Origin of the sequence: Ensifer sp. 4252 (assembly GCF_050434565.1) — a bacterium.
Classification (GTDB): domain Bacteria; phylum Pseudomonadota; class Alphaproteobacteria; order Rhizobiales; family Rhizobiaceae; genus Ensifer.
Window position 1 is genome coordinate 1 of the sequence record NZ_JBNDIU010000078.1, and the last position, 1,663, is coordinate 1,663.

The following is a 1,663-nucleotide window of genomic DNA, read 5'->3' on the forward strand; positions in this document are numbered from 1 at the left end:
CCCGCCATGACCAGTGCTTTTCTTTCGCATCTCCGCTCGGAACTCGACGGGTTGAAATCGTCAGGTCTTTACAAGTCGGAGCGGGTGATCGTCTCGAAGCAGGCGGGCGAGATCGAGGTTGCCTCGGGCGAGCGGGTGCTGAACTTCTGCGCCAACAACTATCTCGGCCTTGCCGACAATGCGGAGCTGGCTGAAGCCGGCAAACGGGCGCTCGACCGCTACGGCTATGGCATGGCGTCGGTGCGCTTCATCTGCGGCACCCAGGAAGAGCACAAGCAGCTGGAGGCGCGGATCTCGTCGTTCCTCGGCCTGGAAGACACGATCCTCTATTCCTCCTGTTTCGATGCCAATGGCGGCCTGTTCGAGACGCTGCTTGGCGAAGAGGATGCGATCATCTCCGACGCCTTGAACCATGCTTCGATCATCGACGGCGTGCGCCTCTCCAAGGCCAAGCGTTTGCGTTATGCCAACAACGACATGGCAGCGCTCGAGGAAGAGCTGAAGAAGGCCGAAGGCAGCCGCTTCAAGCTGATCGCCACCGACGGCGTGTTCTCGATGGACGGCATCATCGCCAATCTCGGCGGGGTGTGCGACCTCGCCGACAAGTATGGCGCCATGGTGATGGTCGATGACAGCCATGCGGTCGGCTTCGTCGGCAGACATGGTCGTGGTTCGGCCGAACATTGCGGCGTCGAGGGCCGCGTCGACATCATCACCGGCACGCTCGGCAAGGCGCTCGGTGGCGCCTCGGGCGGCTATACCTCGGGCAAGGCCGAGGTCGTCGAATGGCTCAGGCAGCGCTCGCGGCCCTATCTGTTCTCCAACACGCTGGCGCCGGTGATTGCCGCCGCCTCGCTGAAAGTGTTCGACCTGATCGACAACGGCGATGCGCTGCGGGCGCGGCTGTCGGCCAATGCGACGCTGTTTCGCGCGGAGATGTCGAAGCTCGGGTTTACGCTGGCCGGCGAGGGCCATCCGATCATCCCGGTGATGCTCGGCGATGCGGCGCTGGCGCAGGAGATGGCGGCGCGCATGCTCAAGAAGGGCGTCTACGTCATCGGCTTCTCCTTCCCGGTGGTGCCGAAGGGGCAGGCGCGCATCCGCACGCAGATGTCGGCGGCGCATAGCGATGACGACGTGCGCCGGGCGATTGCCGCCTTCGAAGAGGTCGGCCGCGACCTCGGCGTGATTTGAGGATTAGGTCGATGACGAACATGATGAAGGCACTGGTCAAGACGAAGCCCGAAGTCGGGCTGTGGATGGAACGCGTGCCGGTGCCCGAGGTCGGACCGAACGACGTGCTGATCAAGGTGAAGAAGTCGGCGATCTGCGGCACCGACGTGCACATCTGGAACTGGGACCAATGGGCCCAGAAAACCATTCCGGTGCCGATGGTCGTCGGCCACGAGTTCATGGGCGAGATCGCCGAGGTCGGCTCGGCGGTGACAAAATACCATGTCGGCGAGCGGGTCTCGGGCGAGGGCCACATCGTCTGCGGCAAATGCCGCAACTGCCGCGCCGGCCGCGGCCATCTCTGCCGCAACACGCTCGGCGTCGGCGTCAACCGGCCGGGCTCGTTCGGCGAATTCGTCTGCCTGCCGGAATACAACGTCGTGCCGATCCCGCCGGATGTTCCCGACGAGATCGCCGCGATCTTCGATCC

2 protein-coding genes are annotated in these 1,663 nt (G+C 64.1%); both read left to right on the top strand.

Annotation, left to right across the window (positions count from 1 at the left end; translation table 11 throughout):
* The first annotated feature begins 6 nt into the window (after positions 1 to 6).
* On the top strand, positions 7 to 1,194 hold the full coding sequence (locus ABIE33_RS36215) for a glycine C-acetyltransferase (RefSeq protein WP_429133970.1): 1,188 nt from the start codon (positions 7 to 9) through the stop codon (positions 1,192 to 1,194).
* A gap of 11 nt (positions 1,195 to 1,205) precedes the next feature.
* Positions 1,206 to 1,663: alcohol dehydrogenase catalytic domain-containing protein (locus ABIE33_RS36220; RefSeq protein ID WP_429133968.1), on the top strand; the 458-nt coding region annotated here is incomplete at its 3' end.